The sequence below is a fragment of the Variovorax sp. CCNWLW186 genome, from assembly GCF_037203865.1.
Classification (GTDB): domain Bacteria; phylum Pseudomonadota; class Gammaproteobacteria; order Burkholderiales; family Burkholderiaceae_C; genus Variovorax.
In genome coordinates this window covers 92,487-111,004 of sequence record NZ_JBBCBO010000012.1, presented here as the reverse complement: position 1 = coordinate 111,004, position 18,518 = coordinate 92,487, and the positions used below count along the sequence as shown (strand labels likewise).

The 18,518-nt window shown below is 62.3% G+C and carries 19 protein-coding genes; 13 read left to right on the top strand and 6 right to left on the bottom strand.

Annotated features, from left to right (window positions below):
- Positions 1-119 precede the first annotated feature (119 nt).
- Complete coding sequence (locus tag V9K97_RS16260; protein WP_337319275.1) at positions 120-410, top strand: putative quinol monooxygenase; 291 nt, start codon at positions 120-122, stop codon at positions 408-410.
- 343 nt (positions 411-753) lie between these two features.
- Positions 754-1,155, top strand: coding sequence for a GreA/GreB family elongation factor (locus V9K97_RS16255; RefSeq protein ID WP_337319273.1), 402 nt, complete (start codon positions 754-756; stop codon positions 1,153-1,155).
- Positions 1,156-1,240: 85 nt separating this feature from the next.
- On the opposite strand, the gene V9K97_RS16250 is transcribed toward V9K97_RS16255, so the two are convergent.
- Positions 1,241-1,597, bottom strand: a complete 357-nt coding sequence (locus tag V9K97_RS16250; protein WP_337319270.1) for a hypothetical protein — start codon at positions 1,595-1,597, stop codon at positions 1,241-1,243.
- 127 nt (positions 1,598-1,724) lie between these two features.
- On the bottom strand, positions 1,725-2,111 hold the full coding sequence (locus V9K97_RS16245; RefSeq protein ID WP_337319268.1) for a response regulator: 387 nt from the start codon (positions 2,109-2,111) through the stop codon (positions 1,725-1,727).
- Positions 2,112-2,282: 171 nt separating this feature from the next.
- Here V9K97_RS16245 and V9K97_RS16240 point away from each other — a divergent pair, with 171 nt between their 5' ends.
- Positions 2,283-2,561 (top strand): hypothetical protein, encoded by a 279-nt coding sequence (locus V9K97_RS16240; protein ID WP_337319266.1) that lies wholly within the window; start codon positions 2,283-2,285, stop codon positions 2,559-2,561.
- Positions 2,562-2,620: 59 nt separating this feature from the next.
- Here the strand turns inward: V9K97_RS16240 and V9K97_RS16235 are convergent, their stop codons facing one another.
- The 3 genes from V9K97_RS16235 to V9K97_RS16225 all read right to left on the bottom strand — a co-directional run bounded on the left by V9K97_RS16235 (position 2,621) and on the right by V9K97_RS16225 (position 4,917).
- Complete coding sequence (locus V9K97_RS16235) at positions 2,621-3,097, bottom strand: NUDIX hydrolase (protein WP_337319263.1); 477 nt, start codon at positions 3,095-3,097, stop codon at positions 2,621-2,623.
- A gap of 113 nt (positions 3,098-3,210) precedes the next feature.
- Positions 3,211-3,795 carry a dihydrofolate reductase family protein gene (locus tag V9K97_RS16230; protein ID WP_337319261.1) on the bottom strand — a complete coding sequence of 195 codons (585 nt, stop codon included), beginning with the start codon at positions 3,793-3,795 and terminating at the stop codon, positions 3,211-3,213.
- Positions 3,796-3,897: 102 nt separating this feature from the next.
- Positions 3,898-4,917 (bottom strand): RNA polymerase subunit sigma-70, encoded by a 1,020-nt coding sequence (locus tag V9K97_RS16225; RefSeq protein ID WP_337319260.1) that lies wholly within the window; start codon positions 4,915-4,917, stop codon positions 3,898-3,900.
- A gap of 158 nt (positions 4,918-5,075) precedes the next feature.
- Between V9K97_RS16225 and V9K97_RS16220 the strand changes: the two genes are divergently transcribed.
- Positions 5,076-6,629 (top strand): methyl-accepting chemotaxis protein, encoded by a 1,554-nt coding sequence (locus V9K97_RS16220; protein ID WP_337319258.1) that lies wholly within the window; start codon positions 5,076-5,078, stop codon positions 6,627-6,629.
- 404 nt (positions 6,630-7,033) lie between these two features.
- Here the strand turns inward: V9K97_RS16220 and V9K97_RS16215 are convergent, their stop codons facing one another.
- Positions 7,034-7,828, bottom strand: a complete 795-nt coding sequence (locus V9K97_RS16215) for an IclR family transcriptional regulator (RefSeq protein ID WP_337319256.1) — start codon at positions 7,826-7,828, stop codon at positions 7,034-7,036.
- A gap of 135 nt (positions 7,829-7,963) precedes the next feature.
- Between V9K97_RS16215 and V9K97_RS16210 the strand changes: the two genes are divergently transcribed.
- The 9 genes from V9K97_RS16210 to V9K97_RS16170 all read left to right on the top strand — a co-directional run bounded on the left by V9K97_RS16210 (position 7,964) and on the right by V9K97_RS16170 (position 18,298).
- Positions 7,964-9,724 (top strand): FAD-dependent oxidoreductase, encoded by a 1,761-nt coding sequence (locus V9K97_RS16210; RefSeq protein ID WP_337319254.1) that lies wholly within the window; start codon positions 7,964-7,966, stop codon positions 9,722-9,724.
- A gap of 27 nt (positions 9,725-9,751) precedes the next feature.
- Positions 9,752-10,528, top strand: coding sequence for an SDR family NAD(P)-dependent oxidoreductase (locus tag V9K97_RS16205; RefSeq protein WP_337319252.1), 777 nt, complete (start codon positions 9,752-9,754; stop codon positions 10,526-10,528).
- Positions 10,529-10,596: 68 nt separating this feature from the next.
- On the top strand, positions 10,597-11,793 hold the full coding sequence (locus V9K97_RS16200; RefSeq protein WP_337319250.1) for an ABC transporter substrate-binding protein: 1,197 nt from the start codon (positions 10,597-10,599) through the stop codon (positions 11,791-11,793).
- Positions 11,794-11,850: 57 nt separating this feature from the next.
- Positions 11,851-12,774, top strand: a complete 924-nt coding sequence (locus tag V9K97_RS16195; protein ID WP_337319248.1) for a branched-chain amino acid ABC transporter permease — start codon at positions 11,851-11,853, stop codon at positions 12,772-12,774.
- On the top strand, positions 12,771-14,549 hold the full coding sequence (locus tag V9K97_RS16190) for a branched-chain amino acid ABC transporter ATP-binding protein/permease (protein ID WP_337319246.1): 1,779 nt from the start codon (positions 12,771-12,773) through the stop codon (positions 14,547-14,549). The genes V9K97_RS16195 and V9K97_RS16190 overlap by 4 nt, the downstream gene beginning before the upstream one ends.
- A 15-nt stretch (positions 14,550-14,564) precedes the next feature.
- Complete coding sequence (locus V9K97_RS16185; RefSeq protein ID WP_337319244.1) at positions 14,565-15,275, top strand: ABC transporter ATP-binding protein; 711 nt, start codon at positions 14,565-14,567, stop codon at positions 15,273-15,275.
- 31 nt (positions 15,276-15,306) lie between these two features.
- Positions 15,307-16,266: an MBL fold metallo-hydrolase gene (locus tag V9K97_RS16180; RefSeq protein WP_337319242.1), complete on the top strand. Its 960-nt coding sequence runs from the start codon at positions 15,307-15,309 to the stop codon at positions 16,264-16,266.
- 146 nt (positions 16,267-16,412) lie between these two features.
- Complete coding sequence (locus V9K97_RS16175; RefSeq protein WP_337319240.1) at positions 16,413-17,606, top strand: NADH:flavin oxidoreductase/NADH oxidase; 1,194 nt, start codon at positions 16,413-16,415, stop codon at positions 17,604-17,606.
- Positions 17,603-18,298 (top strand): EthD domain-containing protein, encoded by a 696-nt coding sequence (locus V9K97_RS16170; RefSeq protein WP_337319238.1) that lies wholly within the window; start codon positions 17,603-17,605, stop codon positions 18,296-18,298. Before V9K97_RS16175 ends, V9K97_RS16170 begins: the two co-directional genes overlap by 4 nt.
- Positions 18,299-18,518 lie beyond the last annotated feature (220 nt).

The following is an 18,518-nucleotide window of genomic DNA, read 5'->3' as shown; positions in this document are numbered from 1 at the left end:
GCTGCGGCAGCTTCGCAGCCATGGTCAATGTGTTCGCAGCTTTGCGTCTTGGCGCGGGGAAGGGCGCTGGCTAACCTGCCTGCTTCCTTTTTCTTTTGTTGAAAGCAGCGCAAAATTTCATGGACCCGATCAACGTCATCATCACTTTCGAAGCCAAGCCACAGGGCGCTTCTGCATTCGCCGAGCTCATGAACCAGGTCAAGCAGTCATTGCCGTCGGCGGATGGTTGCCGGGGCGTGCGGCTGTTCGGGCACAGCGACAACGCCTGCGCGTTCACGCTGGTCGAATCGTGGGAATCAAAGCGCCACCATCAGGCGCACATCGACCGCGCGGTGGTGTCGGGCGCCTGGAGTGCGCTGGAGGCGCAGTTGGCTTGTGCGCCTGTGAGCCGCTATTGCATGGAGCTTTGATCGACGGCTCGGCGGCGCGCCGTCGGTGGCGGCTTAATCTGGCAAGAGGTGTGAGGCCATTGCCGGCGCAACGACTGCAACGGCGCCCCTCGGCCTACACTCCCCACTCATGACCGCCACCATCGCTTGCATCCACGTTGCCATGGCTGCGCTGCTTCTCGCAGCGGCCTACGCCCGTGCGGCCGCAAAGAAGGTGCGTCGACAGCTGACGCCCGCACATTCCTAAGCCCGGCGGTCCGCTCTCTCCCCTTTCAGCGCAACCATCCACCGCCGGGCACAAAGCCTCGCGCGGTAGCGGTCGCCGTCCTCATGGGACGACGCTCGCATTCGATGGAGTGCGTCAATGCATGCAACGATTCACGGCGAGCGCACGCTCACCGACCTTGACTTCGTCCGCCTGAGCAAACTGCTCGGGCGCGAGCTTCCGCCAGGCCTGGCAGACCTGTTGGCAATTGCCGAAGTGACGAGCTCGCGCGCGGTGCCACCCAATGTGGTGACGATGTGCTCGCGAGTGGAACTCGTCGATCTGCACACCGCGCGGCGTCAAACGCTCACTGTGTGCTACCCGGGCGATGCCGAGGCGGCGGCCGGTTTTATCTCGGTGCTCTCTCCGGTTGGCAGCAGCCTGCTCGGCCTGAAGGTCGGCGACATCGCGAAGTGGCTGACGCCGAACGGCGACAGCTGCGCTGCTGAAGTTGCGGCGATTCTCTTCCAGCCCGAGGCTGCTGGCGACTACCAGCGATAGACGCCCGGCTCGAGGTGGAGCTCCCGCGCGGGGCGCCGAGTGCGCGCTGGCGCGCCGCAAACGCCAGGCCGCCCTTACGACAACCCTACGCCCGAAACCAGATCTTGAGTGTTACGTAGGCTGCATAGCCCAGGCCAAGGACCATCCACGCAAGGAAGAACATGTTGGCCCAGTAATCGCCAGTATTCGCCGCCAGGGTGTAGACCTGCATCCTGCACGCCTTGCCGACGCATGGCACCTCACCTCGAACGAGCGCGCGCAAAAACTCGAACAGGAAGTAGCAGACTCCGGCAGCAGTCATGAGCAATCCCACCGGCCCTACAAGGCCTTCGGTGCGCTCGCCCTTCTCATTCCAACGCTCTTTTTGAAGCAACTTTTGCCCATACTTGTACCAGGCAAATCCGAGCAGGAGCATCAGCGAGTAGTAAATGGCGGTACGCATGTCATCGAGTCGTTGTGCTGTGAGGGGGGAAAGAGCGTCGACAAGATGGTATCCGAGCAGCGAAAGGGCGGCCGATTTCCCGGTGCTCGCCCGTTCGGGCAAACGCGGATCGGATGCGCGGCGGGCTTCAACCAGGGGAGTGCGGAATGTCGGGACTGAGGCACCACTCGAAAAAGCGGTCGAGTTCGTTCGATTTGTCGAACAGTGCATCGGCGCCCAACTCCAGGCTCCGGCGCCGCATTTCGTCGGTCGGGTAGTTCGTCAGGACAACCATCCTCTGATGCGATGCGCGTTCCTTGCAAGCTCGCAATACCGTGAGACCCGAGCCTTCGCGCAAGAAAAGATCGACCACAGCCAGGTCCCAGGCATTGCGCAGATTCTTGAGGACGGTGACAGCCTCGCTTGCCGTCTCAGCCAGGGCAACAACTTCCGCATTGGCGAGGTCAGCCAACGCCGGGATCAGAGCCTCTCTGATGGTGGTGCTGTCCTCGATGAGAACTGTCTGGAGCGGCATGGCGGTTGGAGCGTCGTTGCTCAATCCCACTTGTTGCGATAGGTTGCTGGCTGTGAATGTTTATACGTATCGGCCGGGTTGATGATGTAGGTCAAAAGCTTGATCTTGCAGAAGCGACCGAGTCGTTGCTACATGCCGACTAACATCGGATTTCAAAGTGAAAGGTGTGCCATGACCCGCCCATCCCCCGACGATAAAGACGCCGCCGATCTGGCCAAGGCGCTTGAAGAGAACAAGCATGCGGCTGAGACGGTCCAGGAAGTTGCCGAGGATCTATCGGTCGTCCATACGGTGCTGGACAGTGAAGTGCCGAAAGAGACGCTGAACCCCGACGTCGGCCAGGCGATCGAGCAAACAGACCAGCTCAAGGAAAAGCTCAAGTCAGCCGAGGAAAAGCTGAAGACAGTGAACGAGACGCTTGAACAGCAGGTTGCCTCGAAAGACTCTTGAGGTGACCATGGGAGAAACTCTTGAGCATCGGCTCTACTGGAAGAATTTCCGAAGTGAACTCATGCGTATTCACGCTGCACCGCATGCGAGAACACCAGCGGCTCGGTCGTCAGCGAGGCCGCCAGAAAGGTCGGCCGTAGGTTGATCGACGCGAGTTCCGCGAGCGCGAACCAGCGGAACTCCAGCTGCAGGTGGCTTTCGATGCCGTGGTGGGTTCGTTCCTTGTCGAGCACGCTGGAGCACGGATCGAGTGCAACGGAAAAATAGAAGCCGATCTCGTGGTTGCGCTGGCCCGCAAGGTCGAAGAAATTCTCGGCGACATGCACAAGAGGGCCGCATTCGACCGCCTCGCCGAGTTCTTCCCTCATCTCGCGCACAACCGTCGCCGACGCGGCTTCGCCGACCTCGACGCGGCCGCCCGGTAGCGCCCAGTACGCATCGCCCGGCGCACGATGCACGAGCAGGTAACCGGCATCGAGCACGATGGCCGCGGCACGGACCTGGAAGCGCTGGCCGTGAAGATGAACTGAAATCATGGGGGCTGCCCGTCGTTTGCAGTGGGACTCGCGCAAGTTTGCATCATCGAGCAGCGCAGCCCCCAGCGCCCGCCCGCTAGTCCGAATGCGGCCAAGAGCGCGCGTTGCTCCGCTCACTGCGGCCGGCAGTCATAGTGCAACGCCACGGTGTCCGACCCTGGCAGGCGGTTGTGGCCCAGCAGCTTCCAGCTCTGCGCCAGGCCGGGCTCGAAGGTGGGTACACCCTCACCCAGCAGCACGCTACCCACCAGCAGATGCAGTTCGTCGACCAGCCGCCGTGCCAGAAGGTCGTTGTAGAGCACGTGGCTGCCGTAGATCAGCAGGTCGGGGCCGGGCGCGGCTTTGAGTTGGCTGATGCGTGCCGGGGCTTGGACCCGGCTGACCACTTCGGTCTCGGCCCAGGGTGAGTCGGGGCGCACGACCAGGCGGTCGCTGACGAGCACCTTGCGCGCCGCCCCCACACGCTCGGCAATCTCGCGCTGCACCGGCTCACTGTCAGGGCCGCGGTCGACGTTGGGCCAATAGGCCTCGAACATAGGGAAGGTGGTCGCGCCGAAGAGCAGCGTGCCGGCGCGGCGCATGCAGTCGAGGTTGTGGGCGCTGAAGGCGGCATCCATCGGCAGGCCGCCGAGCGCGCCGCCCGGGCCGGCGCAGTAGCCGTCGAGTGAACTGAGGATGCTGACGATGAGCTTGGCCATGAAAAGGTCTCCTTGAGTTGTGCCACGCCGCCGGCCCTTCCGGGGCGTGTCATCTACTTGGAGACAGGGCGAGGGCCAAACTCATCGGCCCCGGCAGCTGTATCAGCAGATAAGAAGTTCGTCGGGCATGCCGAAGCGCCGGCAGACTGCTGGGTCGATGAAGCTGTCGATGGATTCGATCAACCCACCGCGCAGGCGCAGCAGCACCACGCCGCCTGGCGTGAACCGCTCGGCACCGGCGTGCCGCATGTAGCAGGCAAAGCCGGGTTGGCCATTGGCGCGCAGGGGCTGCAAACGCCAAGGCGTCTGGAACACGCGCTCGGCAAAGAACATTATCGCGAAGCGGCGGCCGCTGAACCAGGCGGGCAGCGGCGGCATGGTGAATCGCGCGTCCTCGGCCAGCAGGCTGGCCAGGGCTGCGACGTCGCGGCTCTCCCAGGCGCTGACGAAGCGCTGCAGCAAGCTATCGATCCCTTGCGCCTCGAGTGCCTGCACGTCGGCCGACGGTGCGCGCTCCTTCACCGTCTTCTGCGCGCGCTGCAGCGCGCTGTTGACCGACGCCACCGAGGTGCCGAGCATCTCGGCCGCTTCGGCTGCCGAATACTCCAGCACCTCGCGCAGCAGCAGCACGGCGCGCTGCGTGCCGGGCAGGTGCTGCAGCGCGGCCACGAACGCAAGGGCGACCGACTCGCGCCCTTGCAGCGTGGTGGCCGGATCTTCATGATTGCCGATCCACTCGGCGTCGGGCAAGGGTTCCAACCACACCGGCCCGGTCACCGGCTCACCCAGGTCGGCCGTGGCCTGCAGCGGCGCGCCATGGTCCGGCGATGTCATGCGGCGGGGGCGCTGCGAGATCATGCGCAGGCATACGTGGGTGGCAATGCGGTAAAGCCAGGTGCCGAGCGCGCTGCGCGATTCGAAGCCGGCCAGGCCGCGCCAGGCGGCAAGCAGGGCCTCCTGAAGCGCATCGTCTGCATCGAAAGGGGAGCCCAACATTCGATAGCAGTGAGCGTGAAGCTGGCGGCGATGGGGCGCCACCAGTTGGTCGAAAGCCGCGGTGTCGCCGGCACGTGCACGCGACAGGCACTCGGCTTCGGCGACAAGGTCGGGCGCAGGGGACATGGCGCATTCTGGCGCACCCATCTGCAACTGACAGCAATCGCTGCGTAGCCGCCCCGCGGGCAAACGCCCGAAATGAACCGCATTGCCCCCCTTGTTCGCCCACTGCCGCGACGGGGCCCCCCGGGAAAATCGAATCTCCATTCGTTCCCGAAAATCCCATGAGAGACCTGAAGATCGGCACCCGTCTAGGGATGGGCTTCACGCTACTGCTGCTGCTCCTGCTTGCCATCGGCGCGATCGGCCTGCAACAAATGGCCAGGCTCGCCGATGAGATCCGGGTCGTCAACGAGGTGGCCGGCGGCAAGCTTTATGCGCTCAACCGAATTCGATTTGCAATCGGCACACGGGCGATCGCGGCGCGCAATCTGGCGCTGGTGAGCGATGCGCAGCTGCAGAAGAAGGACCTGGACCTCGTGAAGTCCTCCCAGTTCGAGATCGACGAGGGCATGAAGACCTTGGGCGCGATATTGAAAGACCCCCACTCGGCCGCGGTGGAAGAAGAGCAGCGCCTGCTCGCGCAGCTGCAGGCGCTCGAGGCACAGTACCTGGTGATCGCGGGCAAGGTCGTGTCGCTCGCGACCGGCGGCAAGACCGAGGACGCCGTGCGCGCGCTCACGCAGGAATGCATGCCGCTGCTGACGCAGGTGATCGCGCATGTCGGCACGTTCGAGAAGGTGCTCAAAGAGGGCGCGGATCGCACCGCGGCCGAGGCCGCGCAGGCCTACCAGACCGCCCGCTGGCTGATGCTGCTGCTCAGTGGTCTCTCTCTGGCGCTGGGCATTGCCGCTGCGCTGTGGCTCACGCGTTCGATCACGCGTCCGCTCAACGAGGCGGTGCGCGTGGCGCAGTCGGTCGCCGCCGGCAATCTTGCCACCCAGGTGATGCCGGCCGGCCGCGACGAAGCCGGCCTGTTGATGCGGGCGTTGCACGAGATGAACACCAGTCTCGTCCGGCTGGTCAGCGAGGTGCATCGCGGCGTGGAGAACATCGGCGAAGCCTCGGCCCAGATCTCGGCCGGCAACCGCGACCTGTCGTCGCGCACCGAGCACCAGGCGAGTTCGCTCGAGGAGACGGCGGCTTCGATGGAAGAGCTCACATCCACCGTCAAGCAGAACGCCGAGAACGCGCGGCAGGCCAACCAGCTCGCGGTCTCCGCATCGTCGGTGGCGGCCGAGGGCGGAACGATCGTCGGCCAGGTGATCGACACCATGGCGGCCATCAATGGCTCGTCGAAGAAGATCGTCGACATCATCGGCGTGATCGACGGCATCGCCTTCCAGACCAACATCCTCGCGCTGAACGCAGCGGTCGAGGCGGCACGGGCCGGCGAGCAGGGCCGCGGCTTTGCCGTGGTGGCCTCCGAGGTGCGCAGCCTGGCGCAGCGCTCGGCCGCAGCGGCCAAGGAGATCAAGGATTTGATCGGCGATTCGGTAGGCCGCGTCGAAGCCGGCAGCGAACTGGTGGACCAGGCCGGCCGCACCATGCGCGAGATCGTCGCCAGCGTGCAGCGCGTTACCGAGATCATGGGCGAGATCACGGTCGCGAGCCGGGAGCAGACCGACGGCATCGAGCAAGTGAACCAGGCCATCGCGCAGATCGACCAGGGCACGCAGCAGAATGCCGCGCTGGTGCAGCAGGCGGGCACTGCCGCGGGATCGCTGCAGGCGCAGGCCGGCAGCCTCTCACAGGCGGTCAGCGCGTTCAGGCTCTGACGCGACGCGGCTTCGCAACCCGCCTGCCGCCGCCACGTATGAACACCCGCACTCGTCATTGGGGTGACAGAAGATTTCTTTTGTGAAGGTAGCGGCCGGGTCGGGTCAAGTGATTCCGTCCGCTCTCCTCTGGATTCGATCGTGGCTACAGCTGTCGGCCTCGCTCTTGCAGGTCGTGGGTCGGGTTTTCGCGATTCGCCAGCCAATGACTGCTTCAGAGCTTCACGAACGGCTGGAGTGGGCCCTTCAGCGACTTTCAACTTCGCCCCCCAAAACGTCGGCTTAGCAGTTGCAAGCGGACAGCAACCTCGAGCACCAAGCCGAATCACAGAAAGGCTAGTGGCGTGACGCCCTTTGCTCACTGGGGAGTTGCGAGGCAGCGGATGAGGGCCGTCGGGCGCAGCTCAACGACCGAGGCGTTTAGAAACTTCGACGCCGCAAGTTCTCACCGCTTTCGCCTGGGTACCGGTCCACTCCGTATCGAAAGATCGCGAGCGTCCCATGAGCGTGATCCCCAGCACGATGTTTCCGGAGTAGTCGAAGACGGGTGCAGCAAAGGAGCAGACGCCGGGTGTGGGGTTGTTGATGGAGCGAGACACACCGTGTTTGCGCACATCGTTCAGCATGCCTTGCAAATCTTCCGCGTCTACAGGCTTTGCGATGTCCGGCCCGAGCCGCCGCTCATCCTCGAGCAGCGATTCCTCGATGAGCTTGGGCGGCAGATAGGCAGCGAACAGACGGCCTGTAGCGGTGCCCGCCAGCGACATGACGGTTCCGGTGCGAATGTTCGTGTGAAGCGGATAGATCGCGTCGAAGAGATACACGATGGTCGGACCTTGATTGCCCCAGACCGAAAGAGCCACGCTGTGCCCGGTCTCCCGTGCCAAGTCCTCCGCGAACGGCGTGGCCTCGCGGACAGGATTGAGCATTCGAAGAGTGACCAAGCCAAGTTGCATCGCAGTCGGACCTAGCCAGTAGTAGCCCGTGGAAGCCTCTTGGGTGACCAACCCCAGTTTGGCGAAGCTCACGAGATAGGGGTGAGCCTTTCCGGGGGCCATGTCCGCAGCCTTCGCGAGTTCCCTCAAAGGCATCGGGCGACCTTGGGCGCCGAGCGCAAGCAGCAATTGGCCTCCAGCTTCGATGGATTGGATGCCTCTACGTTCCTTCTCGGAACTGCCTTCGTTTTCGCTGGTGGCCATGCCGTCTCCTAACAATCTGATTCTACCTACTGGATTAGATCAGGGTAAACGATTAGTACAGGTAATATGCGTTAGCACAATACTAACGCCGTTGGGTCGCAGATGGGACCCCTTACCTCCAGGAGCAATGGGTCAATGAGCAAGCAGGAAACTGAGTACGACGTATTGGTGGTCGGCACTGGCGCGTCTGGCATGTCGGCAGCAGTCACCGCGGCTCACCAAGGCCTCAAGGTTCTGGTCGTCGACAAGGCGGCGGTCTACGGCGGCACCACCGCACGTTCAGGCGGATGGCTTTGGATTCCCGGCACCAAGCTCGCGAAGGAGCAGGGCATCGTCGAGCCGGCGGGGGCGGCGCGCGCTTATCTGCAGCACGAGGCCACCACCCATTTCGACGCGGCGCGCGTTGATGCCTTCATCGAAAACGGACCAAAAGCCTTCGACTTCTTCACCGAGAACACATGCGTGCAGTTCGACATGCCGCCGGTGTTTCCCGACTACCACGCTGAAGCGCCTGGCGGTCAGCAGGCTGGCCGGTCCATGGTGACTCGCCCGTTCGATGGACGCGAACTAGGCAGCCGGATTGACAAGCTGGCGCCGCCTGTGCCCGAACTGACCGTGTTCGGGATGATGCTGGGCTCCGGAAAGGAACTGTGGCACTTCCTGCGTGCCTTCAAGTCGTTCGAATCATTCTGGTACGTCGCCAAACGCTTCGGCGGCCATTTGCTCGACGTCGTGAGGTATGGCCGCGGGATGACGCTGACCAATGGCAACGCCTTGGCTGGCCGACTTGCGAAGGCCGCAATGGACCTTGACGTCCCGGTCTGGCTGAATTCGACAGTGAAGTCGCTCATCGTGGAAGGTGATGCCGTCGTCGGAGCAAACGTCGTTCAGGACGGCAAGTCGCTCGAGATCCGAGTGCGCCGTGGCGTGGTCCTCGCGTGCGGTGGCTTCCCCTATGACGTGGAGCGTCGTAAGCAACTGTTCCCGCATGCGCCGACCGGCCGCGAGCATTTCACCCCGTCGCCCGCACTGAATACTGGTGACGGCTTGCGCCTGGGTGAATCCGTCGGAGGCTGGGTTGACCCCACGATTCCGAATGCCGCAGCATGGTGTCCAACTTCGGTGACCAGGCGCAAGGATGGTTCCGAGAGCGTCATGCCCCATTTCATCGACCGCGCGAAGCCGGGGGCGATTGCGGTCACCCCGACAGGACGCCGCTTCACCAACGAGGCGCTGTCTTATCACGACTTCATCCAGAACCTGGTGAAGGCCTGCAAGGGGATGCCGGAGGTCACTTGCTGGCTCATCTGCGATCACAAGCACCTGCGGGAATATGGATTGGGCGCAGTGGCGCCGTTTCCACTGCCCATCGGCAAGCATCTGAAGAGCGGTTATCTCAAAAAGGGCAACAGTTTGCAGGAACTGGCCAAGGTGATCGGCGTGCCCGATGTGGCGCTGCAGGAGGAGGTCGAATCCTTCAACCGTGATGCCGCCAACGGTGTCGACACGAAGTTCGGCAAGGGCAGCACAGCCTACAACCGCTTCCAGGGCGACTCCCTGGTGGCGCCGAACCCGTGCATGGCTCCAATCCGCCAGGGCCCGTACTACGCGATCAAGATTGTTGTCGGCGAGATCGGCACATTCGCCGGCCTCCTGACGAATGAGTTTTGCCAAGTCCTCACGCAGGCTCGGGAACCAATCAACGGTCTCTATGCCGTCGGCAATGACGCCGCCAGCATCATGGGTGGCAACTACCCCGGCGCCGGCATCACGCTCGGTCCGGCGCTGACCTTTGGCTACGTGGTCGGTAACGCGCTTGCAAACCAACCGAAGAGACCTGCGGCCGCTGATGTCGTCCAGTTGGCCACTCCGCGCCAGCGTGTCCGCGCCGCCTGATCCCCACAAACGAAGCAGGACGCATATATGGAAATCTCCGAACTCATGGCACCACAGGTTCTGAACGGGCGCATCGCTCTTGTGACTGGCGCAGGCCAAGGCAATGGCAAGGCGATCGCAAAGGGTCTCGCGAAAGCGGGCGCCAAAGTCGTCGTAACCGATCTGAATGAAGAGAACGCCACAGCAGTTGCTGCCGAGATCAATGCTGCAGGCGGCCAGGCCGTCGCATACAAGCTGGACGTGACTTCGAGGGAGGCTTGCCAAGCACTGGCGCTCACAGTCGCGAGCGAAGTAGGAAACATCGACATCCTGGTGAATAACGCCGGCATCATCATCCGCGAAGGGTTGGACAGTCCGAGAGTGGCTTCGAACCTCGAGCGCACGCTGACTGTGAATGTGATGGGCACGTTCCTTCCAACGCACGCGTGGTTGGATTCGCTGAAGGAAACCAAGGGCGTGATCATCAACGTCGGGTCCATCGCTTCGAGCACCGGAATTCCGAACGTCGTGGGGTACTCCCCCTCCAAGGGCGCGGTCAAGCTCATGACGCAAGCGCTCGCGGTCGAACTGGCGAAAGACGGTGTCCGTGTGAACGCGATTGCACCAGGTGTCATCGAGACGCCCATGACATCGTTCACGCGGGAAGCGCCAGATCGCCTCGACAAGTTCATGCTGCGCACGCCGATGGGGCGCGTGGGGCAGCCCGAGGAACTGGTCGGCCCCGTGGTGTTCCTGGCATCGCGCATGGCTTCCTACGTGACAGGCGTGACTCTTCCCATTGATGGCGGCTTCCTCGCTTCCTGATTCGCAGGCTTATTCCTTCCTTGTTCACAACCCTGAACTCACTGAGTTCGATAAATCCGGAGACAGCTATGAGCATTCCTAAGTTCCTGAAGCGGGCCGTACTTGCCGCGAGCCTTGTTGCTGCAACGGTCGCAATGGCTCAAGATATCAAATTGGGCTACAACGGCGATTTGTCGGCCTCTCCCTCGGCGCAAAGCGGCCAAGCAGCAGTGTTAGGGATGGAAGCGGCGATCGCCGACATCAATGCTGCGGGCGGCGTCCTTGGCAAGAAGTTGACGCTCATCACTCGCGACGACACTTCGGCACCACCGAAGTCGATCCAGAACATGAGCGAGCTCGTCGATAACGAAAAGGTCGCCGCCGTGTTCGGTCCGACCAACTCCGGCAATGCCATGGCCTGGAAGCACATCGCCAACCAGAAGAAGATTCCAGTCATCGGCAACGTGGGCTCGGGCACTGACATCACGAAGCCGATGAGCCAGGGGGCCGACAACTACATGTTCCGCGTTTCGATGGTGGACCGCGAGCAGGTCGCCGCGCTGATGGCGTATGTCAAGAAGAACACGGACAAGTCGAAGGTCGTCGGCTTCATGGCCGAGACGACCGGATACGGCCAGGGCGGCCTGAAGGACATGGAAGAGATTGCCAAATCCCAGGGCATCAAGATCGCGGCGACGGAGCGATTCGGCGTTGGCGATACGGACATGACTTCCCAGCTGAGCAAGATGAAGTCTGCGGGCGTGGACACGGTGGTGGTCTGGGCGCAGGGAACCCCCATCGCTCAACTGGTACGCAGCATGGAGAAGATCAACTACTTCCCCCTGGTACTGACCTCGTGGGCCGCAGACAACATCACGTTCTATGACGCAGCAGGCAAGACGTTGGCCGAAAGGCCGATCTTCATGCGCACCGTCAGCGAGACCCGTACGCCAGCCCAACAGAAGCTGTTCGACCGCGTTGGCTCGAAGCTGAAGGCGCCGGGCTCCTTCTCCTTTGCGCTGCACGGCTACGACTCGGTCATGCTCTATGCCGCCGCAGCGAAGCAGGCCAACAGTTTTGACGGCCCTGCCGTGCGTGTCGCACTCGAAGATCTGAAGACGCCGGTCCAAGGCGTTCTCAAGACCTACGACAAGCCCTTCAGCAAGACCAACCACGAGGCCTTGACGGCCAAGGACCTGGTGTGGATTCGCTGGAAGGACGGCAAGCTGATGCCGTACACAGACTCGATCGTCGGCTCACTGGCCGGCGCGGACTTCAAGCAGTAACGCGACTTGCGTATCCGGGCCGAATCCGCGGCCCGGGCAATCATCTCGGAGGCAACTATGGTTGGGGCGCTCTTACAAGCGATTCTCAGTGGCTTGGCCGTGGGCGGTGCCTACGCGTTGGTCGCGCTGGGTTTCAGCATCACTTTCACGACGACCAAGACACTGAACTTCTCGCATGGCGAGTTCGTGTCGGCAGGTGCATTCATCGGCATGAGCGCGCTCTTCCTGGTCCTGGGACTTCCTGTGACCTCGACCACCTTTGGGCAGGCACTGCCAGGCGCTGGAGCCCAGCTTCTTGCTCTAGCGGCAGCGCTCGGTATCATGGGCCTTCTCGGTTGGCTCCTCTACGCGGTTGGTGTGCGCCCTTTTGCAGGACGCCCGGGCATGGCCTGGGTCATGAGCACCCTGGGCTTCGGAGTCATCTTGCAGAGTATCGGCTTGGCCATCTGGGGTCCCAAACCCGTGGTGGTACCCGGTCCGGTGGGTGATGAGGTGATCCGCCTCTTCGGAATTGGCGTTCGTCCCCAGGAGCTTCTGACGCTGGCGGTCGCCGTGGTCATCATGATCGGCTTTGACTTCGTCATGAACCGGACCATGGTGGGAAAAGCCATGCGTGCAGTGGCGGCGAACGGCAACGTTGCCAGTCTCATGGGCATCAACACCAACGCCGTGATGATCGGCGCCTTTGTGATCAGTTCGGCGCTCGCAGGGCTGTCTGGCTTCCTGCTCGCGCCGATTGCCCAGGCGTCGCTCTTCATGGGCCTCACCGTCGGCCTGAAGGGATTCTCTGGCGCAATGATCGGAGGCCTGAGCAACCCGCGCGGCTGTGTGATCGGCGGCTTCGTTCTCGGTGTGTTCGAGTCGTTGGTGAATCTGTGGCAAGCGCAGTGGCGTGAGGTAGCCGTCTTCGGCCTCGTGATTCTCGTCCTGGCTTTCCGCCCGACAGGCTTGTTCGGCAAGAAGCTGGTGGAGAAGGTATGAAGCGCACTCGACATCTTGCAGGCGTACTGCTCGCCGCCGCCGCGCTGATCGGCATCACGTCCCTGTTCGGAAACGACTACTACCTGCGCATCGTCTTCATGATGTGCGTCTACTACCTCTGCGCTGCCGGCATGAACGTGCTGGTGGGCTATGCAGGGCAGAAGTCGCTGGGCCAGGCTGGGCTCTTCGCTGCAGGAGCCTATGCGGTTGCACTGCTGACGACGCGTACCGAATTGAATCCATGGCTCGCGCTGGTGATGGCAGCCGGCATATCTGCGGTCTGCGGCATCCTCATCGCTTTGCCATCGCTGCGAGTAAAGGGACCTTACCTCGCCATGGTGACGCTGGCGTTCGGCATTGTTGTGGAAAAGCTCGTGGGCGAATGGACCGAGGTGTTCGGCGGCGCGCAAGGTATCTATGGCATCAAGGCCCTGACCTGGGACGGGCAGCCATTGACCTCGTTGCAATGGGTCTGGCTTGGCATTGGCCTGTGCGTTTTGACTCACCTCTTGTTGCGCAACCTTCTGCAGGGTCGCTTCGGCCGTGCACTGCTTTCGTTGCAGGCTGACGAGATTGCTTCTTCATCGGTGGGTGTCCGGGTCTATCGCGCCAAGGTCATCGCCTTCGTCGTTGCCGCTGTTACGTGCGGCATCGCTGGTGCGCTGGTCGCCCAACAGAACCAGTACATCAACTCTGACTTCATCACCTTCCATCTGTCGATCTTCATCCTGCTTCTGGTGTTGTTCGGCGGGGCGGGATCCCAGTATGGACCGCTGGTCGGCACCGTCATCCTGACGGCGGTCGATGCCGCCTTGGCGCGCTGGCCATCGGCGCAGCATTTCCTGTATGGCTTCTTGCTGCTGTTTGCGCTCTATGTGATGCCAGGGGGCGTGACCGGCCTGTTGTCGAAGTGGTTCAGACGGTCGATTGAAAAACCTGAACTGTCGAACGCTGATGCCGCACCCACGCACATCGGCCTCGCGGGCCAAGGGGAGCTGCTGGTGGTGCAAGGAGTCACCAAGAACTTCGGCGGCGTCAAGCCAGCCCAGAACGTCTCGTTCCGGCTGCAGCGCGGGCATATCCACGCGCTGATCGGGCCGAACGGGGCCGGCAAGAGCACGATGATCAACATGCTGACTGGCCTGATTGACCCGACCGAAGGCTCGATCCGGTTCCTTGGCCAGGAAGTCTCCGGCCAGCCGGTGCACTCGATCTGCTGCATGGGGATGGGCCGCACCTTCCAGAACCTGCGTCTCTTCGCTGAACTGTCGGTGCTCGACAACGTCATGCTCGGTCGTCACAGCCGTATGACGAACGGCTTCTTTGCTTCCCTGTTCCACTTGCCGAGCGCGAAGAAGCAAGAGGCTGCGACGCGGGCGCGCGCCTTGCAGTTGCTGAGTCTGGTGGGCCTGCTGCATCTGGCGCACCAACCTGCTGGAAGCCTGCCCTACGGCTTGCAACGTCGCGTCGAGCTCGCGAGGGCGCTGGCGACCGAACCGCAACTCCTTTTGCTCGATGAACCTGCTGCCGGTCTCAACCCGCAGGAAACTGCCGAGCTCGGGCAGTTGCTGCTTCGGATCGGCAAATGCGGTGTGAGCATCTTGATGGTCGAGCATCACATGGATCTTGTCATGTCGATTTCCGACCACGTCATCGTGCTCGACTACGGCATCAAGATCGCCGAGGGAAAGCCCGCGGAAGTGCAGGCCAACCCCCGGGTTGTCGAGGCCTATCTTGGCGTCGATGAGCCCAAAGAAGCGTTCGCGGCAGCCTGAACCGGAAGGTCAAATATGCTGAAACTCGAATCAATCAAGGTTGCTTACGGCGCCATTCAGGCGGTCAAGGGCGTGAGCATCGAAGTGCGCAAGGGCGAAGTGGTGACCATCATTGGCGCCAATGGCGCTGGCAAAAGCACCTTGCTCAAAAGCATCTGCGGCTTGGAGCCGGTCAGCGCAGGTTGCATCCTTCTCGATGGCAAGGACATCACGAATGTTGCGTCACATCAGCGTGTGGCCCTTGGAGTCGCGATGTCCCCGGAGGGCCGAGGCGTATTCGCCGATCAGACCGTGCGAGAAAACCTGATGCTGGGTGCTTATTTGCGAAGGAGCGACCCTGCCGCCACGGCAGCCTCCATTGAGCGCGAGTTCAAACGGTTTCCGCGACTCCGGGAGCGCCAGGACCAGTTGTCTGGAACCCTGTCCGGCGGTGAGCAGCAGATGCTGGCAATTTCCCGCGCATTGATGAGCGACCCCCGTTTATTGCTGCTGGATGAACCCTCGCTCGGCCTCGCACCCTTGATCATCAAGGACATCTTCAATGCGATTCGCCAACTGCGCGAGGCCGGCCTGACCATCCTGCTGGTCGAACAGATGGCCAAGCAAGCGCTCGGCGTTGCTGATCGGGCCTATGTACTCGAAACAGGGCACATCACCGCGGAGGGTACCGGTCGCGCACTCCTTGACGATCCCAAGGTCAAGGCGGCCTATCTCGGTTCGCACTGATCCATTCACCCAATCCATACAGGGAGTACCCATGACCGAAACAAAAAAGTTCGCGAGCCAGGCTGATTTGGAAGAAAAGAATGTCACCTTCAGCCAGATCTCCGAGCACGCTTGGGCATACACGGCCGAAGGCGACCCGAACACCGGCATCATCATCGGAGACGACGCCGTGCTGGTTGCTGACACCCAGGCCACGCCGGCCATGGCGGCCGATGTCATTCGTCGCATTCGAGAAGTGACTGACAAGCCAATCAGGTACGTCGTGCTGACTCACTACCACGCGGTGCGTGTGCTCGGTGCCAGCGCCTACGGCGCGGAACACATCGTTGCGAGCCAGGACACGTACGACCTCATTGTGGAGCGTGGCGAGCAGGACAAGGCCAGCGAGATCGGCCGCTTCCCGCGTCTGTTCGCAGGTGTCGAGACGGTGCCACCTGGAATGACTTGGCCCACCATGACCTTCACCGGAAAGATGACGCTGTGGCTGGGCAAGCTAGAGGTACAGCTGCTGCAACTCGGCCGCGGTCACACGAAGGGCGACACGGTTGTGTGGCTCCCTGGCGAGGGCGCTTTGCTGTCGGGAGATCTGGTCGAGTTCGGTGCAACACCCTATGCCGGCGATGCCTACTTCAAGGATTGGCCCAAGACGCTGGAGAACGTCGCTGCGCTCAAGCCAAAGGCGCTGGTGCCCGGCCGCGGTGCCGCGCTGACCACGCCCGAGGAAGTTTCGAAGGGCCTCAGCGAAACACGCGATTTCATTTCGGACGTGTACTCCAATGTTCAGAAGGGTGTCGATGCCGGCAAGGACCTGAACGCCGTCTACAAGGACACGTTCGCTGCCATGAAGCCCAAATATGGCCACTGGGTGATCTTTGACCACTGCATGCCGTTTGACGTCACACGGTGCTACGACGAGGTCACCCAGTACACCGATCCGCGCATCTGGACCGCCGAGCGGGACGTCGAGATGTGGAAGACCCTGGAAGGTTGACGCCTTCGCTCGCAAGAGCAAGCACCGATATCTGCATTGTCTCGCGCTGACGCCAGGTCGGCGCGCGCCGCGATGCGCGATACCTATCTGGGTACTCGGCAACCCGCGACCACTCCAGTCGTCGCCCCTTAACTGACAGGCTTCGTATGACGTCCAGCGCCCCACTTCTTTTCCAGCCACTTCGGCTTCGCGGGCTCGTTCTCAACAATCGAATCGTCATCTCGCCAATGTGTCAGCATGCGGCCGAATCCGGACGTGCGACTCCGTGGCATATGGTCCACCTTGGGAAATTCGCTCTCGGCGGTGCTGGACTCATCCTCACCGAAAGTACCGCCGTCGATCCTCGAGGACGCATTGGAACGGCGGATCTGGGCCTTTGGGATGACAGCCAGATCGAACCGTTGAAAGGCGTCGTCGACTTCGTCCATTCCAACGCCGGTGCTATCGGCGTTCAGCTGGCCCACGCGGGTCGCAAGTCGGGAAGCCAGCCACTGTGGGAAGGGGGCGCAGCGCTGTCCGAGCAACGCCTCGCGTCGGATCCGCAGCCTTGGCAACGTCTCGGGCCGAGTGCGCTGCCGGCAGGACCCGGCTGGTCTGCGCCGGTTGCGCTGGACTCTGCTGGCATTGCAGACGTGGTGCAGGCCTTCGTCGATGCGACCTTGCGCGCGGAACAGGCGGGCTTCGATGTGGTGGAGCTCCATTTCGGCCATGGCTATCTGGTTGCGAGCTTCCTCTCGCCCAATTCGAACCACCGTAATGACGAATGGGGCGGCAGCCTCGAGGGACGCATGCGTCTCGCGCTTGAAATAGCGCGCAAGGTTCGTGCTGCCTGGCCCGAAGGCAAGCCTCTCTTCTGCCGGCTTTCGGCGGTGGACGGCAGCGTGGATGGCTGGAGTCTCGAGGACTCGATCGTCCTGTCGCGCGAACTCGCACGTTGCGGCGTCGACGTCATCGACTGCTCCTCCGGTGGCCTCACCGAAGAAACCCGCGCGCTGCCGGTGCCGCGGGGACTTGGCTTCCAGGTTCCTTTCTCAGAGCGGATCCGGCGGGAGGCGGAGATCAAGACACAAGCCGTCGGGATGATCGTCGATGCGCGCCAGGCTGAAGCGGTGCTCGCCGACGGAAAGGCAGATCTGATTGCCCTGGGTCGCGAAGCTCTCTTCGATCCGTATTGGCCACACCATGCTGCCGTCACCTTGGGCGTCGACCCCGAATACAAGCGCTGGCCAATGCGGCACGGCGTCTGGCTTGCCAAGCGCGCGCCGGGCCTCGCCCGCGCCCGCGAGCAAGCTGCGGCCGAACTCATTGAACCCACCGCCAACCAGGAGCAACCGATATGAACGTAAGAATGGGCCTGATCCGCAAGAAGTCCGATTGGTCCACGGAAAGATTCAACGAATACTGGCAGGGCCACCACGGAGAGCTTGCCAGGAGAGCGCCAGGTTTGCGGGAGTACTGGCAAAACCCCGTGACCGAGCGCTTGCAACGGGGCATTGATTTCCCGCGGGGCCCGTGGGACTTCGATGGGTTCTCGCAGCTTTGGTTCGACGACGTCGGCAAGGCGGACCACGCGTTCAACGACAGTGAGCTCGCGGCAGACCTCATGGCGGACGAGGATCACTTCCTAGGGGGCCTTCACATAGTGACCGCCGAGCAACGTGTGGTCATCGACTTGCCTGAGCCGCAAGCCCGTGCTCGCGTCTTGAAGCGCATGTCGATCTTGAAGCGTCGCGGCGATCTCAGCGAGGAGGCGTTTCGCCGCGAATGGAAGGTCCACGGTGATCTGGTCCGCAAGATGCCGGGCGTCAGCGCATACAGGCAGAACGTTGTAATCTCCCGTGAGGTGGTGAAGGGGAAACCATGTGGCTACGACGATTTCCCAATCGACGGCATCGTCGAGCTCTGGTTCGAGGATGTTGAGACGCTGGAGGCGGCGTTCGGCTCCGAGGCTGGGAAGGCGACGATGGCCCACGCAAAGACGTTCCTGGCCGAGATCACGGCCTTCGTAGTAGTCGAGCGACAAGTGCTGTAGTCCCGAAAGGCCCGAGATGATGAAGTGAATGACGTTCCTCGCAAGGAAGGATGGAAGGGTGGACCACGTGCGACTTCAGAGCGTATTGGCGGGACCTCATGCTCAGCTTGCATCGGGCATGGAGGGCACAACCAAGTAGACCCAGCGCCTCGCCCCATTGACGGCGTCGCTTATCTCATCGAACAACTCCACATCAGGTAGTCCAGCAATCTGCGTCGGC

What these genes read in the sequence shown, in the direction of transcription:
- V9K97_RS16260 (WP_337319275.1), top strand. Translation starts at nt 120, where the DNA reads ATGGACCCGATCAACGTCATCATCACTTTCGAAGCCAAGCCACAGGGC.
- V9K97_RS16255 (WP_337319273.1), top strand. Translation starts at nt 754, where the DNA reads ATGCATGCAACGATTCACGGCGAGCGCACGCTCACCGACCTTGACTTC.
- V9K97_RS16250 (WP_337319270.1), bottom strand. Translation starts at nt 1,597, where the DNA reads ATGCGTACCGCCATTTACTACTCGCTGATGCTCCTGCTCGGATTTGCC.
- V9K97_RS16245 (WP_337319268.1), bottom strand. Translation starts at nt 2,111, where the DNA reads ATGCCGCTCCAGACAGTTCTCATCGAGGACAGCACCACCATCAGAGAG.
- V9K97_RS16240 (WP_337319266.1), top strand. Translation starts at nt 2,283, where the DNA reads ATGACCCGCCCATCCCCCGACGATAAAGACGCCGCCGATCTGGCCAAG.
- V9K97_RS16235 (WP_337319263.1), bottom strand. Translation starts at nt 3,097, where the DNA reads ATGATTTCAGTTCATCTTCACGGCCAGCGCTTCCAGGTCCGTGCCGCG.
- V9K97_RS16230 (WP_337319261.1), bottom strand. Translation starts at nt 3,795, where the DNA reads ATGGCCAAGCTCATCGTCAGCATCCTCAGTTCACTCGACGGCTACTGC.
- V9K97_RS16225 (WP_337319260.1), bottom strand. Translation starts at nt 4,917, where the DNA reads ATGTCCCCTGCGCCCGACCTTGTCGCCGAAGCCGAGTGCCTGTCGCGT.
- V9K97_RS16220 (WP_337319258.1), top strand. Translation starts at nt 5,076, where the DNA reads ATGAGAGACCTGAAGATCGGCACCCGTCTAGGGATGGGCTTCACGCTA.
- V9K97_RS16215 (WP_337319256.1), bottom strand. Translation starts at nt 7,828, where the DNA reads ATGGCCACCAGCGAAAACGAAGGCAGTTCCGAGAAGGAACGTAGAGGC.
- V9K97_RS16210 (WP_337319254.1), top strand. Translation starts at nt 7,964, where the DNA reads ATGAGCAAGCAGGAAACTGAGTACGACGTATTGGTGGTCGGCACTGGC.
- V9K97_RS16205 (WP_337319252.1), top strand. Translation starts at nt 9,752, where the DNA reads ATGGAAATCTCCGAACTCATGGCACCACAGGTTCTGAACGGGCGCATC.
- V9K97_RS16200 (WP_337319250.1), top strand. Translation starts at nt 10,597, where the DNA reads ATGAGCATTCCTAAGTTCCTGAAGCGGGCCGTACTTGCCGCGAGCCTT.
- V9K97_RS16195 (WP_337319248.1), top strand. Translation starts at nt 11,851, where the DNA reads ATGGTTGGGGCGCTCTTACAAGCGATTCTCAGTGGCTTGGCCGTGGGC.
- V9K97_RS16190 (WP_337319246.1), top strand. Translation starts at nt 12,771, where the DNA reads ATGAAGCGCACTCGACATCTTGCAGGCGTACTGCTCGCCGCCGCCGCG.
- V9K97_RS16185 (WP_337319244.1), top strand. Translation starts at nt 14,565, where the DNA reads ATGCTGAAACTCGAATCAATCAAGGTTGCTTACGGCGCCATTCAGGCG.
- V9K97_RS16180 (WP_337319242.1), top strand. Translation starts at nt 15,307, where the DNA reads ATGACCGAAACAAAAAAGTTCGCGAGCCAGGCTGATTTGGAAGAAAAG.
- V9K97_RS16175 (WP_337319240.1), top strand. Translation starts at nt 16,413, where the DNA reads ATGACGTCCAGCGCCCCACTTCTTTTCCAGCCACTTCGGCTTCGCGGG.
- V9K97_RS16170 (WP_337319238.1), top strand. Translation starts at nt 17,603, where the DNA reads ATGAACGTAAGAATGGGCCTGATCCGCAAGAAGTCCGATTGGTCCACG.